The organism is Phytoactinopolyspora endophytica, from assembly GCF_004138495.1.
GTDB classification, from domain to species: Bacteria; Actinomycetota; Actinomycetes; order Jiangellales; family Jiangellaceae; genus Phytoactinopolyspora; species Phytoactinopolyspora endophytica.
This window is the reverse complement of record NZ_ML142855.1, coordinates 174,210-188,571: the sequence shown is the minus strand read 5'-3', so window position 1 is coordinate 188,571 and position 14,362 is coordinate 174,210. Positions and strand designations below refer to the sequence as shown.

The following is a 14,362-nucleotide window of genomic DNA, read 5'->3' as shown; positions in this document are numbered from 1 at the left end:
CGGCACCCTGGAGCTGTGGATGGGCCCCGAGCCGAACAAGGACTGGGGCGTCGACGAGCTCCCACCGTCGGAGTCAGGTTCCGAAGGCAACGAGCCGGTCCTCGCCGCCGATATCGAGATCTCCGGACCAGAACGGATAGTCGAGCCGTACGGCTCGGTCAGTTACGACGGGCAGGTGACGCCCGACGACACAACCCTCAAGGAGGTCTTCTGGTCCGTGACCGAACCGGACGGTTCGCCGACGAAGAAGGCAACCATCGACCCGGACGGTATCTTGACCGTGAATCACCGTGGCGGCGAAGTCCTCGTGACCGCGACCGCCGCCGACAGCGGCCAGGTCACGTCGACGCAGCAGGTCGACGTCACGCTGGACCCCGACCTGCTGCGTGGCAACGCGGCCCGGTGGCCAGGTGTCACGGCTGCCGCATCGTCGGAGCACAGCTCCGGATACTCCGCCGAGAAAGCTGTCGACGGCGTGATCGGGAGTCCCGATGCCGGAGACTGGGCCTCCGCCGGAGAACAGAATCCCTGGATTCAGCTGGACTGGGAGGATCCGGTCCAGGCGGACCGGATCGTGCTCTACGACCGGGCAGGTGTCGACGACGTCAACGGCGGGACGCTCACCTTCAGCGACGGCAGCTCCGTCGAGGTCAGCGACGTCCCTACGAATGGTTCCGCCAAGACGGTCACGTTCGACATGAAGACATTCGACTCGGTGCGCTTCCAGGTCGAAGGCGGTACCGGCCCCAACAACGGACTCTCGGAGTTCGAGGTCTACGCCCTACCCGATACGCCCGGGCCACCGCGAGAGGTGGCTGCCCAGGCCGGCACCGGGTCGGCCACCGTGTCCTGGACACCACCGGAGTTCGACGGTGGCACACCCATCACCGGGTATGTCGTGACGCCGTACCGCGCCGGCGAGCCGCTGGACTCGGTGACCGTCGACGAAGACACCACCGAAGTCTCCGTGCCCGACCTGACGCCGGGCGAGCCATACACGTTCACTGTGACGGCCCACACCATGAGCGGCCCCGGCACGGAAAGCCAGCCAAGCAACGAGGTACGCCCCTCTCATGATCATGAACAGTAACCGTGTACATAGCACGGTTACTGTTCATGATCATGGAAGGTGATCAGCCGAGGCCGACGGTCAGGATCACCAGGGAGTCCTGGTCAGCGACGAGGTCGTGCCGCTGTGGCGGGATGTCTACGAGCATTCCCTCCGCGACGGTGACACTGCGGTCATTCGAATTCAGCGTCACGCTGCCACGCAGGCAGAGCAAGGTGGCATCTCCCTCGCTCTGGTGCTCATGCATGCGTGTCCCCGCTGTGAGCGCGATCAACGTCTGGCGAAGCCGCGCGCCGCTGTGCAGCGTCCGGGAAGCGCGGCCATTCGGTGAGTTCCTGGCCGCGTCAAGTTGGTGGGTGCCGATGGACTCCAGCGTCATCTCAGCCATTTACCCATCTTCCCCACGATCAGGCGCTCCCGCTACCGCTCTGCATGCCCCGGAACCGTCACTCGCACACCTACGAGATCATCTTCGCGAACGCCGGCCACGGCACCAGGGCTAGGCGGACACCGAGTCAACCAGGCACCACGGCTGCGCGGACGCAAAGGACGTCCGGCAGGTGCGACAGCACCTCGGACCAGGTGCTCCCTTCATCCGCGCTGGCGAAGACCGATCCGTCCCGTGTGCCCACATAGACGCCGGCCGGGCCGTCGTCGGGCGTCACGTCGTCAGAACAGAAGGCGTCGCGCAACACCGAGGCGTAGAACATGCCGGGCATGCTGACGGCTGACTTCTTCCAGCTTGCGCCGGCGTCGTCGGTCCGCCACACCTGGAGCGTGCGCTCGGGAGGCATCCGCTCCATGTCCGCGGTCAGGGGCACCACCCAAGCGGTTCCGGCACGGTGCGGATGAGCGACCACCGGGAAGCCGAAGTTGGACGGCAGGCCGTCGGCGATCGACACCCAGTTCTTACCGCCGTCGTCGGAGCGGAAGACGCCCGGATGGTTCTGCAGGAACAGCCGGTCCGGATCGGCGGCGTCCCGCGCGACTTTGTGCACGCATTGGCCGTACTCGGGTTCCTCGCCCGGCAGGAAGTCGGCGGAGATGCCGGCGTTGGACGGGTTCCAGCTCTCACCGGCGTCCTCGCTGACGTACACGCCGCCGGTCGACATGGCGACCATCACGCGGGCGTGATCGCTCGGGTGGGGCAGGATGGTGTGGATAGCCTGTCCCCCTCCGCCCGGCTCCCAGGTGGGCCGGTGCGGGTGATTCCACAGTCCTTCGCACAGGCTGAACGTCTCGCCGCCGTCCTCGGACCGCCACAACGCCGACGGCTCGGTCCCTGCCCACACCACACCCGGACGGTCCGCGGTGTCCGGCCGGATCTGCCAGACCGCCTCCACCGATGCCCCGAGTTCCGCCGGGAACCGCACGCCGCTACCGTCCGGAGCCTCGTGCCAGGTCGCGCCGAGGTCGTCGGACCAGGAGACAGCCGGCCCCCAATGGTCATAACTGGCACCGGCCAGTACGCGGGTCCGGTCACCACGAGTGTCGATAGCGCACGCCGCCACCGACTTCATCAGCAGATGTGGTCCCTCGACACTCCAGGTCCGCCGGTCTGCGCTGCGGAGCAGCCAGAGTCCCTTGCGGGTCCCGACCACCAGCACGACGTCGCCTTTGGCCATCACGCCTCTCCTCTCGTCGGAGGCCTCCTTCGTCGTATAGACCTCGAGGCCGCTGAAAACTCACCGTTCGCGTCTCGTGGTCAGCCGACCGCTACGTCTACCGCTACGTCTGAGGACATTCGACGCGGGCCTGTGGGACCCGTTGCCATCCGTCTGAAGAAGATCGGCCCGGTCCGGGAAAGCTGTCTGGCACGCCTGACATGTCGCCATGCACCTGCGGCGCGAGTATCCGCCGATCTCATGCGGCCCCCTTATGCGCCGCGACCTCGTCGTCTCGGCGGCGCTGTTCCAGTTAGGAATATGGCGGCCCTGAGAGTGAACGTCAAGAGGGCACGGCACCTCCGTCGCACCCTGCGAGGCTGCGATCCGAGGAACGGGATGCCTGGACCAGAACCGGCAATGGACCGGAACCACGACGCGCCCTGCGGCCGGTCGCAGATCCGCCACCGATCGGCCACACCAGACGATCTGTGGGTCGTGCACGTGACCCGGCACATCAATGGCCCGCGTCCACCCGCTGGGCCAGCCGCGCCAAACTATGCCGGCCCTCTCGGCGTACTCCAACGGGCACGAGCGCGGCGCGACCAGGGATGCGTACACCTCCGGTGAAGGCCACCAGCGTCTGCGCACCCAAGGGTGCGGCCGCAATGCCTATGAGCAGGAAGCGACTTTGCAGCCAGCACCAACCCGGCCGCTGAGTTCCTTCGATTCGGGCCCGCATGCCAAAGCGGCTGCGGGCGCGTAGCGTCACCCGGTCCCCGTCTCGGCCAAGTACGGTCACCCCTTGCATGTCCGTCACGATCTCCCCGAAATCCCCTTCGAGGTCGGCGAGCATCGCCCAGACGTCGTCGAATGGCGCATCGATGACCTGCTCTGTGATGTGCGCTCCACGAACACCCGCGGCCAGCACCCGCAGCCGGGCCACCGTGTCGAGCTCCGATGTTGGCCAGTTCATGCCGACCATGCCTTCCTGAACTTCTCTCGTGCCCGATGCAATCGTGACTTGACGGTTCCAGCCTGAATGCCGAGCTGGGCAGCTGCCGTCTGCTCGTCCATGCCCTCAAGATCGCGTAGGACGAGCACTGCACGGTGCTCTGGCGTGAGCCGGGTGAGCACGTCATGGACGTCCGTGGCCAGCTGCGGGTCGCCGCGTGCCGGCAGCTCGGAGAGATCAGCGGGCTCACTGCGGGCTCCACGTCTGGCGATGCGCACAGCCTCCCGCGCGGCGACGGTGCGCGCCCATCCGTATATGGCGGCCGGTTCCTTGAGGCTGCGCAGGCCGCGGAAGATCGCCGTCAGAGCTTCCTGCGCGGCGTCCTCGCCCTGCTGGAGCGCAATCGGTGCGCATATGCGCTCGACGTACGGGCAGAGCTCGTCGAGCAGGTCATTCATTGCCAGGGTGTCACCGTTCTGCGCGGCGCGGACGAGCCGCGCCGTCCGTTCATCGGACACGGGCCACGTCTTCCGTCCTGGACCGAGCAATGTGGAGACAGGCGACAGCCAGCGCCACGCAGAGCGGCGTGTAGACGATCGGGTTGAGCCAGTGGAAAGCTGAGCCGTCAGGTGCGCCCACGTCGAGTCCCATCATCCAGCCGATACCTGCAAGCCCACGTGCTGCCATTCCGATGCCGACCGCGAGCGTTCCGAGCTGGAGCAGCTTGCCCCAGCGGTGGTTGAGGCTCAGCCGGACCCGGGCGAGTACCACGCCGGCAGCGGTCAACAGCAACACGGCCAGTGGAAGCACCACGGGTGGTGCGAACGATACGTCGTAGCCGAGCACACCGTACGACAAGCTTCGTTCATCGGATGCCGGCCAGGTTGCTCCGGTTGCCCAATACAGGTGCAGCAACGCGTCAGCGCCGAGCACAGCGGCGACGGCGATAGCCACGGGGTTGGTACGTCGGTTCGGCACAGATCCTCCGGCAAGGCTGGTGAGCGAGTAGTTCACCTTGATAGAGGACCTCGGATGCCGATTCGTTCCCCCGCTACTTTCTTTTAGCTCGACTCCGGGCCAACGACGACGTTCGCCAGCGGCTCGCCCACGCTGTACCGCTCCAACTGAGCCTGGACCAGACGTCGCGCACGGGGCCGGAACGCCGACGACGAGCCGCCGACGTGCGGGGACATCAGCAGTCCCGGCACGGTCCACAGCGCATGCCCGGGCGGCGGCGGTTCGGGGTCGGTGACGTCGAGCGCAGCCCGGATGCGGCGGCTGGACAGCTCTGCCACCAGCGCGTCGGTGTCCACCACCCCGCCCCGCGCGACATTCACCAGAAGCGCACCGTCGGGCATCGCGGCGAGGAACTTCGCATCCACCATGCCACGTGTCTCGTCGGTCAGCGGGCAGATCAGGATCACCACATCGCAGCGCCCGAGCAGTTCCGGCAGTGAGTCGAATCCGGCCACGCCGTCGCGCGCGGTCCGTGCTACCCGTAGCACGTCGCACTCGAACGGCACCAGCCGTGCCTCGATCGCCTGACCGATCGCGCCGTAACCGACGATCAGCACGGTCTTGTCGGCCAGCGCCTCGAAGAAGCCGAACGCCCACTCGCCGCGCCGGCGAGCCTCCACGAACGTGGGAACGCCGCGCAACGAGGCCAGGGTGAGAGTGACCGCCAGCTCAGCGGTGCTGGCGTCGTGCACGCCGCGCGCGTTGCACAGGGTGATTCCGTCGCGCATGTAGGGCTTGACGTGCTCGTATCCCGCGGTCAGTGTCTGTATCACCTTCAGCTGCGGCATCCGAGCCACGATGTCGCCGGTGTCCGGCGCAAAGGTATACGGCATGACGTAATACTCAGCGCGGGCCAGCACGTCGGCGTCGGGAAGCTCGTCGCCGCTGTCCCACACGTGGACGTCGAGGCCGTCGGGAAGCGGCAAGTCGTCCGCCAGCGACGGAATCAGCACAGTGGTCACCAGTCCAACTTATCGATGCGCCCGCGAGCATCAACCGCCGCCCGCATCATGGCGGTCCATTCGCCGATGATGACGCGCGAGCTGTGATCAGCGATGCGACACGTGGCACGATAGGAAAAGTGAGTGTTAACCGCCTGCTCGGCTCGGTGACGGTTGCCGCTGCCCTCGTGGTGGCCGGTTGCGGCGGCGACGACGAGCCCGAGCCCGGACAGCCAGCCGCCACCGAGACCTCCGAAGACGAGTCGCCCGCCGAGTCACCCGACGACGGTTCGCCCGAGAACGAGACGCCCGACGAATCGCCTGGCTCCGAGACGACCGACGAATCGCCGCCGTCCTCACCCACGGACGCGCCCGCGGCCGGACCGGTGGAGCCCACCGACGTCGAGGAACTCGTCACCGACCTGGACGCCCCGTGGAGCATCGCTTTCCTGTCCGACGGCGAGGCCCTGGTATCGCAGCGCGACGAGGAGACGATCGTCCATGTGACCGAGTCCGGGGACGTGACCGAGGTCGGCGAGGTCCCCGGCGTCGAGGGCGAAGCCGAGGGTGGCCTACTGGGTATCGCCTTCGATCCGAACGCGCCGGACACGCTGTACGTCTACGCCACCGCCGGCGACGAGAACCAGGTGCTACGCACGACGTACGACGACGGTGAGTTCGGCGAGTTCGAGACCCTGCTGGACGGTATCCCGGCGTCCCCGCGGCACGACGGCGGGCGGATCGCGTTCGGTCCGGATGGCATGCTCTACATCGCCACCGGGGACGCCGGCGATGGCTCGAACTCGCAGGACCTCGACACGCTCGCGGGCAAGATCCTGCGTGTCACGCCCGATGGCGACATCCCGGACGACAACCCGTTCGACGACTCGGCGGTGTACTCGTACGGACACCGCAACGTCGAAGGTCTCGCCTTCGACGACGAGGGACGGTTGTGGGCCAGCGAGTTCGGCGACAGCGCCGCCGATGAGTTGAACCTGATCGAGGCCGGCGGCAACTACGGCTGGCCGGAAGTCGAGGGCATCCCAGACGATGGCGGCAGCGAGGACTACATCGACCCGGTCCACGAGTGGCCGGTCGAGGACGCCTCACCGAGCGGGCTGGCCTACGTCGACCAGACGTTGTTCATGGCGGCCCTGCGCGGGGCGCGGCTGTGGCAGATCCCTCTCCCCGGCGGCGAAGCCGGGGAACCTACCGACTACCTCGACGACTATGGCCGGCTGCGCGACGCCGTCGTCGCACCGGACGGAACGCTCTGGGTGCTCACCAACAACACCGACGGCCGGACCGATCCACGCGAAGGCGACGACCGCATCCTCCGCCTCACCCTCTCCGACTCGTAGCCGGGGTCGGCGGTGGGTGGGATGGAGCGCGAGGGGTTAGCCTGGCGCATATGGCTAAGAACGATCGACCTGCGCCACGCGCGCGCCGCATCACCACGTTGCAGGTGCTGCGCACCGAATGGCTCACGCCGACCATGGTGCGAGTGATCGCGGGCGGCCCCGGTTTCGCGGACTTCGTGACCAACGAGTACACGGACCGCTACATCAAGCTGCTCTTCCTCGCCCCCGGGGTCGAGTACCCGAACCCGTTGGACGTCACCGAGGTCCAGGCGACGATGCCGCGCGAACACTGGCCGATCAAACGGACGTACACGGTGCGCTACGTGGACACCGCGGCGGGAGAGATCGCCATCGATTTCGTCACCCACGGCGACTCCGGGATCGCCGCTCCCTGGGCGGCGAACGCCAAGCCGGGCGATGAGATCCGGTTCTTCGGCCCGGCCGGCGCCTTCGCGCCCAACCCGGACGTCGATTGGCACCTGCTCGCCGGCGACGAGGCGGCGCTCCCCGCCATCGCTTCCGCACTCGAGGTGATGCCTGACGGTGCACCGGTCCACGTCGTCCTCGAAGTGGCCGACGCAGCCGAGGAGCAACCGCTCACCACCAAGGCCGATGCGACCATCACCTGGCTGCACCGCGACGCACCCGCCCACGGCGCGGGTCACGCGGACGACGCACCTGTCTCCAGAGAAGAGACGAGCCATCTGGTCGAAGCCGTCAAGGCCGTACCGTGGCGGCCGGGCCGGGCCCAAGTGTTCGTCCACGGAGAGACAAGCCTGGTCAAAGGACTGCGGTCTTACTTCCTCACCGAGCGGGGCGTCGACCGGGCGGATCTGTCGCTCTCCGGCTACTGGCGGGCCGGCATGGTCGAGGACGACTTCCAAGCGTGGAAGAAGGACGAGCGGGAGCGCGGCAGCGAGACCGTCATCTACCCGTCATGACCGTCGACGCCCCGGCCACACTGGCCCATCTCACCGGTGACACCGAGCCAGACGTTCTCTACGATGTCTTCACCTCCTGGGCGTCCGCGCGCGGTTTCGACCTCTACCCGGCCCAGCAGGAGGCGCTGATCGAGCTTGTCTCCGGCTCGCACGTCATCCTGAACACCCCGACCGGTTCGGGCAAGAGCCTGGTCGCGGTGGGAGCCCACTTCGCAGCGTTCAGCGCGGGTAAGCGCACGTTCTACACCGCTCCGCTGAAGGCCCTGGTCTCGGAGAAGTTCTTCGACCTGATCGCCACGTTCGGCGCGGCCAACGTCGGCATGATGACCGGGGACTCCAGCGTCAACCCGAGAGCGCCGATCATCTGCTGCACGGCGGAGATCCTGGCGCAGATCGCTCTGCGCGACGGCGCCGACGCCGAGGTCGGCCAGGTGGTGATGGACGAATTCCATTTCTACGCCGACCCGCAGCGTGGCTGGGCCTGGCAGGTCCCTCTGCTGGAGCTGCCGAACACGCAATTCCTGTTGATGTCGGCGACACTGGGCGATGTCAGCTTCTTCGAGAAGGATCTCCGGCGGCGTACCGACCGGGAGGTCGCGGTCGTGGCGTCCACCACTCGTCCGGTGCCATTGACCTTCTCCTATTCGACCGAGTCGATCCATGAGCTGCTGGACGAACTACTCACGACGCACCGGGCCCCGGTCTACGTCGTGCACTTCACACAGGCCGCGGCGATCGAGCGAGCGCAGTCTCTGACCAGCGTCAACGTGGCCACCCGCGCGGAGCGGGACCGGATCGCCGAGGAGGTCGGCGGGTTTCGGTTCCACGCTGGGTTCGGCAAGGTGCTCAACCGCCTGGTGCGGCACGGGATCGGCGTCCACCACGCCGGCATGCTGCCGAAGTACCGTCGTCTGGTCGAGCGGCTCACTCAGGCCGGCCTGCTCAAGGTCATCTGCGGCACCGACACGCTCGGCGTCGGAATCAACGTGCCGATCCGGACCGTGGTGCTCTCCGGCCTGACGAAGTACGACGGCACCAGGACGCGCCACCTCACCGCGCGGGAGTTCCACCAGATCTCCGGTCGCGCCGGCCGGGCGGGCTACGACACCGTGGGCGAGGTGATCGTGCAGGCCCCCGAGCACGTCATCGAGAACGAGAAGGCGGTCGCCAAGGCCGGTGACGACCCGAAGAAGAAGCGGAAGCTGGTCCGCAAGAAGCCGCCGGAGGGCTTCGTCTCTTGGGGGGAGAAGACCTTCGAACGGCTCGTCGAGTCTCCACCGGAACCGCTGACCTCCAGTTTCGCCGTCAGCCACGCCATGGTGCTGGGTGTGGCAGGACGGTCCGGCGATGCGTTCGAAGCGATGCGCAAGCTGCTCACTGACAACCACGAGTCCCGCCCTGCGCAGCGTCGGCACATTCTTCGGGCCATCGCGATCTACCGGGCGCTGCTGCAGAGCGGCGTCATGGAACGGCTCGACGAGCCCGATGCCGACGGCCGTACCGTCCGGATCACCGTCGACCCGCAGTCGGACTTCGCACTGAACCAGGCACTCTCTCCGTTCGCGCTGGCCGCGTTCGAGCTTCTCGACGCGGAATCACCGACGTATGCGCTGGATGTGCTCTCCGTCGTCGAATCCACGCTGGATGATCCTCGCCAGGTGCTGGCGGCGCAGCAGAACAAGGCGCGCGGTGAGGCCGTCGCCGAGATGAAGGCTGAACGCATCGAGTACGACGAGCGGATGGAGCTACTGGAGGACGTCACCTACCCGAGGCCGCTCGAGGAACTGCTGGAGGCTGCCTTCGAGCTGTATCGGCAGACGAATCCCTGGGTCGCCGACTACGAGCTCTCGCCCAAGTCCGTCGCCCGTGACCTGTATGAGCGGGCCATGAGCTTCGGCGAGTACGTGCGTTTCTACCAGCTGGCGCGATCCGAAGGGCTGGTGTTGCGCTACCTCGCCGACGCCTTCCGCGCGCTGCGGCAGACCGTGCCGGAGGAGATCCGTACCGAGGAACTGACCGACCTGATCGAGTGGCTGGGAGAGCTGGTCCGGCAGGTCGACTCCAGTCTGCTCGACGAGTGGGAGAAACTGCAGAATCCCGACGAGCTCGACGAGGGCGGGCTGGAGACGGCCGGAGCGGACACACCGCGCCCGATCACCGCCAACCGCCGCGCGTTCATGGTGTCGGTCCGCAACGCGATGTTCCGCCGCGTGGAGCTGGCCGCTCGCGAGGAATGGGAAGAGCTCGGCGAGCTCGACGGCGCATCCGGCTGGGACGCCGACGCCTGGGCCGACGCCATCGAACCGTACTTCGACGAACACGACGACATCGGCATCGGCCCTGACGCCCGCAGTCCCAAGATGCTGATCATCACCGAACACGCCGACCGCTGGGAGGTCCGGCAGATCTTCGACGACCCGGCCGACAACCGCGACTGGGGAATCAGCGCAACCATCGAACTGGACGCCTCCAACGACGCGGGCCATCCCGTCGTCGAGATCTCCGACGCCGGTGAACTATAGACCGGTCAGGAATGGAGAAGCGCCGGCCCGCGCGCCGCACCTAACGTGACTGCCATGCACATCCGAACGCGTAGGCGAGCCGGCCCGCACCATCCACGCACCGCAAGGGGCCGTTAACTGGGCATGTCTGACCTCCGGGAAAACCCTGAGGACATTGTCAGTCCCGCGCGATATCGTTCTGCCGACTGAGCGCTCGAACTGCGCGGCAACGAGCGCCCGACATGAGGACACGCCGGCCAAAGACGTGGACTCCGATGAGTTTTCGCAGCCTCGCTGGTCTCACATAGAGACCAACACTCGCGTACATCCGGGGGGAAGACATGACACGCTCGCTCACCGGTCGGCTGACCGGACGCCTGGGCAAATGGCTCGTACTCGCCGTTTGGCTCGTGCTCGCCGCTGTCGGCGGAAGCCTCGCCGGTCAGCTGACCGATGTCGAGGAGAATGACACTGTCGAATGGCTGCCGGGCAGCGCCGAGTCGACAGCCGCGTTCCAGGAACAATCCACCTTTGCTTCGACCGAAGCCGTCCCCGCCGTCATCGTCTACGTCCGCGACGGCGGCGTCACCGAGGACGACATGGCCAAGGCGGCGGCCGACGCCGAAGCGTTCGGGGAGTTCGAGAATATCGACGGTGAGATCGTCGGCCCGATTCCGTCGGAGGACGGCGAGGCTCTCGAGCTCATCGTGCCCATCGACATTGAAGACGACTGGGAGCTGGCACCCGACCTGCTGGACGAGGTACGTGACCAGGCGACGAGCGACGCCGGTGACCTGCAGGTGGAGATCGCCGGGCCGCTCGCCATGGTGGCAGACCAGGCCGAGTCGTTCGGTGATCTGGACAGCAATCTGCTGCTGGCCGCGGTCTCCGTGGTGATCGTGATCCTGCTGCTGACCTACCGCAGCCCCATCCTCTGGATACTTCCGCTGCTCTGTGCCGGGGTCGCCGTGACCTGCGCACAAGGCGTGGTCTACTTGCTGGCCAGATATGCCGACCTGACCGTCAACGCGCAGAGCGCGAGCATCCTCGCCGTCCTCGTCCTGGCGGCCAGTATCGACTACGCGCTGCTCCTGGTCGCTCGTTACCGCGAGGAGCTGCGCCGGCACGAGGACCGGCACGAGGCGATGGACTTCGCCTTGCATCGGGCAGGCCCGGCCGTGATGGCAAGTGCCGGCACGGTCGTTCTCGGCATGTTGTGCCTGATCGTCGCCGAGATGAACTCGACGGCTGGGATGGGACCCGTGCTCGCCGTCGGTGTCGCGGTCGGCATGAGTGCGATGCTGACGCTGTTCCCGGCCATTCTGGTGATCTTCGGACGATGGATCTTCTGGCCCAAGCGACCGCACTTCGGCAGCGACGAGCCCACCACTCGCGGCCTGTGGGCCAGGGTAGGCAAGGCGATCCAGCCCCGCCCCCGGAAGGTGTGGGTGACCACGACCATCGTCCTCGGCGCGATGACGTTGGGCATCACCCAGCTCAACGCCGACGGGCTCTCCTTGGAGGAAGGCTTCACCAGCGAACCCGACTTCGCGCAGGCCGAGCAGGTCCTCGCGGAACATTTCGACGTCGGCGCAGGCGACCCGGTGACCGTGATCGCGAACGCGGACGAGATCGACGCCGTCTCCGCCGTGCTGGGCGAGCACCCGGCCATCGGTTCCGTCACCGAGCCGGCCGTCGTCGACGATCGGGGGTACGTCGAGGGCACGCTCTCGCTTCAGCCCTACAGTGACGAGGCGGGCGACGCGATCGACGAGATCCGGTCCGCCGTGCACGCCATCGACGGCAGCGACGCGGTCGTCGGCGGTTCGGCCGCCATCAACGTCGACATGCAGGAGGCATCGGCGCGCGACAACGTCGTGGTCATCCCGTTGGTGCTCGTCGTGGTCCTGCTGATCTTGATCGCGCTGCTCCGGTCGCTGATCGCTCCCCTGGTGCTGGTCGGGACGGTGGTTCTGTCGTTCGGTGCTGCCCTCGGGGTCAGCGGTTTCGTCTTCGAGAACGTCTTCGGCTTCGCGGGTACCGACTCCTCGTTCCCACTGTTCGCGTTCGTCTTCTTGGTCGCCTTGGGCATCGACTACAACATCTTCCTGATGACCCGGGTGCGTGAAGAGGCGTACAAGTTCGGCACCCGACGCGGTGCGCTGATCGGCCTGGCCGCCACCGGTGGCGTGATCACGTCCGCGGGTTTGGTACTGGCCGGCACGTTCGCTGTGTTCCTCACGATGCCGCTGGTCTTCCTGGCGGAGATCGGATTCGTGGTCGCGTTCGGCGTCCTGCTCGACACGCTCATCGTGCGAGCGGTGCTCGTCACATCGCTCAGCCTCGACATCGGCCGATTCATGTGGTGGCCGAGCCGGCTCGCGAAGGTCGAGGACGTCGACGAAACGGAGCCCCCTCCGGGCGAACGCGCCCTCACTGGGTCGCCCACGCAGGCCTGAAGGCTGGAACGCAGACCGCGAGCAGGTTCCGACCTGCTCGCGGTCTCAGGCGTGCTGTGCTTCCTACAAGAAATGAGACCTACGAGACGACGCATTCATAGCCAACGACATGCCGACGAATGTAAATTGACTCATACTGACGTATTCGATATGGTGCCGTGTCATGACCTTCGGCATTGCATCTACGATGGTGGACATGCGCACAGTGCTGGTAGGTGAGCTTCCGCCAGAGTTCCACGATCTGCTCGAACGGCGCCGCGCCTTGGGCCAAGACCTGTTCGATGAGGTGTGGGAAGGTGAGTACCACGTGGCACCGGCGCCGCATGGCCTGCATGGGCGAGTAGAAATCCAGTTGGCATGCATCTTGCGCCCTCGGGCAGACCTCGCCGGACTTCAGGGCAGCGGGCCGTGCAACATCGGCACGCCGGATGACTACCGGGTTCCCGATCAAGCGTACTTCGCCGACCAGGCGCCGCGTACGTTCAATGCATCGGCGGAGATCGTCGTCGAGATCGTCTCACCGGGCGACGAGAGCCGAGAGAAGTTCGGCTTCTACTTCCGAGTTGGCGTCAAGGAGATCCTGATCGTGGATCCGGACACGCGGAGCATCGAATGGTACGCGCGCGCCGACTCCGGTTTCCGCCTCGTTGAAGGCAGCGACCTGCTCAGCACCTCCACGGCCGAGTTGACCAAAGCCATCCACTGGCCACAGCCTGAATGATCGACGCCGGAGCGATGTTCGTCGACTGCCAGGCCTCCCCGGCGGGGCAGATCATCATCCTTAACGGCGTGCCGCGCTCGGGCAAGTCCAGTATCGCCACCGCGATCCAGGAAACATTCGATGGTGTCTGGATGAACCTCGGCGTCGATCATTTCATGCGGATGACGCCCGAGCGTTTCCAGCCCGGAGTCGGACTTCGGCCGGGCGGTGAACGGCCCGATCTCGAGCCGTTCGTGGCCACCCTGTATCTCGCGATGTACGACTCCGTCGCCGCGCACAGTCGCATAGGCGTCAATGTCGTCGTCGACGTCGGCCACCACGACCACTACTCCAGACCGCTCGGAATCCTTTCGCGCTGCGCGCGCCGACTGTCCGGACTTCCCGTGCTGTTCGTCGGCGTTCGTTGCCCGATTGACGTCGTCATGGAAAGACGACACGCGACGTGGGGAGTCGACCCTGGTGACGGCACGGTGCCGACGCCGGTCAGGCGCTGGCAGGAAGCCGTTCACACACCGGGTGTCTACGACCTCGAGGTCGATACCTCCGTCCACGCCGCAGAAGAGTGCGTCGATATCATCAGGCGACGACTGAGCGCCGGCCCGGCGCCGTCAGTGTTCCGACGCCTTGCAGCCGCAGCGTACGGGGCCGCTGACGAGCGCTGAGCCTTAGAGGCGGGGCCTCTAAGGCCGGGTCAAGCTGCGGGTGGAATCTCTCCCGAGCCGCGCGCGACAACGTGCGTGTCCACCTCGATGTGCTGCGGCGGTCCGGCTGGATCGTCGAGACGTTCCAGCAG

14 protein-coding genes are annotated in these 14,362 nt (G+C 66.6%); 7 read left to right on the top strand and 7 right to left on the bottom strand.

Annotated features, from left to right (window positions below; all coding sequences use genetic code 11):
• On the top strand, positions 1–1,090 hold a 1,090-nt coding region (locus ELR45_RS38005; RefSeq protein WP_205856673.1), incomplete at its 5' end, for a DUF7402 domain-containing protein.
• A gap of 43 nt (positions 1,091–1,133) precedes the next feature.
• Here ELR45_RS38005 and ELR45_RS15705 read toward each other — a convergent pair.
• The 6 genes from ELR45_RS15705 to ELR45_RS15680 form a co-directional block, all read right to left on the bottom strand.
• A complete protein-coding gene (locus tag ELR45_RS15705; RefSeq protein WP_129667249.1) occupies positions 1,134–1,457 on the bottom strand; it encodes a cupin domain-containing protein in 324 nt (107 codons plus the stop codon).
• A 127-nt stretch (positions 1,458–1,584) separates the two neighbouring features.
• Positions 1,585–2,694: a WD40/YVTN/BNR-like repeat-containing protein gene (locus tag ELR45_RS15700; protein WP_129667248.1), complete on the bottom strand. Its 1,110-nt coding sequence runs from the start codon at positions 2,692–2,694 to the stop codon at positions 1,585–1,587.
• Positions 2,695–3,190: 496 nt separating this feature from the next.
• Positions 3,191–3,649: an SRPBCC family protein gene (locus tag ELR45_RS15695; RefSeq protein WP_205856672.1), complete on the bottom strand. Its 459-nt coding sequence runs from the start codon at positions 3,647–3,649 to the stop codon at positions 3,191–3,193.
• On the bottom strand, positions 3,646–4,146 hold the full coding sequence (locus ELR45_RS15690; RefSeq protein WP_205856671.1) for an RNA polymerase sigma factor: 501 nt from the start codon (positions 4,144–4,146) through the stop codon (positions 3,646–3,648). Before ELR45_RS15690 ends, ELR45_RS15695 begins: the two co-directional genes overlap by 4 nt.
• The gene (locus ELR45_RS15685; protein WP_129667246.1) at positions 4,136–4,606 is read right to left on the bottom strand and encodes a DUF3995 domain-containing protein; all 471 of its coding nucleotides are present in this window, start codon (positions 4,604–4,606) and stop codon (positions 4,136–4,138) included. Before ELR45_RS15685 ends, ELR45_RS15690 begins: the two co-directional genes overlap by 11 nt.
• Positions 4,607–4,689: 83 nt before the next feature.
• Entirely contained in the window at positions 4,690–5,607 is a 918-nt protein-coding gene (locus ELR45_RS15680) for a 2-hydroxyacid dehydrogenase (RefSeq protein WP_129667245.1), read from the bottom strand.
• 119 nt (positions 5,608–5,726) lie between these two features.
• Between ELR45_RS15680 and ELR45_RS15675 the strand changes: the two genes are divergently transcribed.
• From ELR45_RS15675 to ELR45_RS15650, 6 genes are all read left to right on the top strand, one after another.
• On the top strand, positions 5,727–6,947 hold the full coding sequence (locus ELR45_RS15675) for a PQQ-dependent sugar dehydrogenase (RefSeq protein ID WP_129667244.1): 1,221 nt from the start codon (positions 5,727–5,729) through the stop codon (positions 6,945–6,947).
• A gap of 50 nt (positions 6,948–6,997) precedes the next feature.
• On the top strand, positions 6,998–7,888 hold the full coding sequence (locus tag ELR45_RS15670) for a siderophore-interacting protein (protein ID WP_129667243.1): 891 nt from the start codon (positions 6,998–7,000) through the stop codon (positions 7,886–7,888).
• Positions 7,885–10,410, top strand: coding sequence for a DEAD/DEAH box helicase (locus tag ELR45_RS15665; RefSeq protein ID WP_129667242.1), 2,526 nt, complete (start codon positions 7,885–7,887; stop codon positions 10,408–10,410). The genes ELR45_RS15670 and ELR45_RS15665 overlap by 4 nt, the downstream gene beginning before the upstream one ends.
• Positions 10,411–10,730: 320 nt before the next feature.
• The gene (locus ELR45_RS15660; RefSeq protein ID WP_129667241.1) at positions 10,731–12,848 is read left to right on the top strand and encodes an MMPL family transporter; all 2,118 of its coding nucleotides are present in this window, start codon (positions 10,731–10,733) and stop codon (positions 12,846–12,848) included.
• A gap of 196 nt (positions 12,849–13,044) precedes the next feature.
• Positions 13,045–13,569, top strand: a complete 525-nt coding sequence (locus ELR45_RS15655) for a Uma2 family endonuclease (protein ID WP_165367806.1) — start codon at positions 13,045–13,047, stop codon at positions 13,567–13,569.
• Complete coding sequence (locus ELR45_RS15650) at positions 13,566–14,231, top strand: chloramphenicol phosphotransferase CPT family protein (RefSeq protein WP_205856670.1); 666 nt, start codon at positions 13,566–13,568, stop codon at positions 14,229–14,231. The genes ELR45_RS15655 and ELR45_RS15650 overlap by 4 nt, the downstream gene beginning before the upstream one ends.
• A 29-nt stretch (positions 14,232–14,260) precedes the next feature.
• Here ELR45_RS15650 and ELR45_RS42740 read toward each other — a convergent pair whose 3' ends face one another.
• A complete protein-coding gene (locus ELR45_RS42740; protein WP_420813894.1) occupies positions 14,261–14,362 on the bottom strand; it encodes a hypothetical protein in 102 nt (33 codons plus the stop codon).

Coding starts and splice junctions, on each gene's coding strand:
- ELR45_RS15650 (WP_205856670.1), top strand. CDS start 13,566: ATGATCGACGCCGGAGCGATGTTCGTCGACTGCCAGGCCTCCCCGGCG.
- ELR45_RS15660 (WP_129667241.1), top strand. CDS start 10,731: ATGACACGCTCGCTCACCGGTCGGCTGACCGGACGCCTGGGCAAATGG.
- ELR45_RS15665 (WP_129667242.1), top strand. CDS start 7,885: ATGACCGTCGACGCCCCGGCCACACTGGCCCATCTCACCGGTGACACC.
- ELR45_RS15695 (WP_205856672.1), bottom strand. CDS start 3,649: ATGAACTGGCCAACATCGGAGCTCGACACGGTGGCCCGGCTGCGGGTG.
- ELR45_RS15705 (WP_129667249.1), bottom strand. CDS start 1,457: ATGGCTGAGATGACGCTGGAGTCCATCGGCACCCACCAACTTGACGCG.
- ELR45_RS15700 (WP_129667248.1), bottom strand. CDS start 2,694: ATGGCCAAAGGCGACGTCGTGCTGGTGGTCGGGACCCGCAAGGGACTC.
- ELR45_RS15655 (WP_165367806.1), top strand. CDS start 13,045: ATGCGCACAGTGCTGGTAGGTGAGCTTCCGCCAGAGTTCCACGATCTG.
- ELR45_RS15670 (WP_129667243.1), top strand. CDS start 6,998: ATGGCTAAGAACGATCGACCTGCGCCACGCGCGCGCCGCATCACCACG.